General features: G+C 28.6%; 1 protein-coding gene. It reads right to left on the bottom strand.

Features of this window, described 5'->3' with window-relative positions:
- Positions 1-531 (bottom strand): hypothetical protein (locus tag XO12_RS11180; protein WP_175420362.1); only part of this gene is annotated, 531 nt, incomplete at both ends.

Consider the following 531-nt stretch of genomic DNA (forward strand, 5'->3'; position numbering starts at 1 on the left):
TCTTCTGCTAAACTATTTGTTGTGTCTATTGTTCCTTCTGTTTTTGCTTCCCCTTCTGCAAAGTAGTTGTATTGTGCGTTTATTTCTCTTGTTACTTCTGATTTGATGTCTGTTGTGTTCCCTTTAAATGTGTTTTTCATTATGTATACACTGTCTTCATCCTCTGCCTCTTTTATTGTTATTCCTATTTCTGCATTTTTTATTGTGTTGTTGAATAATTTTGTGTTGTATATTTCTATTGGTGCGTTGTCAAATACTGTTTTTGTTATGTTATTGTTTTTACTTATTATTTTTCCATTGTTTGTGAATGTGACATTTTCTATATTTCCTGTTGTTTCTATATATTCTGCATTTGTTATTTCACTGTCGCTTATTTTTGTGTTTGTTAAATATAATTCTTTTACTGTTGTTGTTATTAATCCTGAAACTTCAATTCCTGCAATTGTTAATTTTGTTGTGTTTGTTATATTGTATTTTTCAATATTTCCTCCTGAGATTATTAGTTCTTCAATTCCATCTGCTGTTATTGTT

Origin of the sequence: Marinitoga sp. 1154 (assembly GCF_013363285.1) — a bacterium.
Classification (GTDB): domain Bacteria; phylum Thermotogota; class Thermotogae; order Petrotogales; family Petrotogaceae; genus Marinitoga.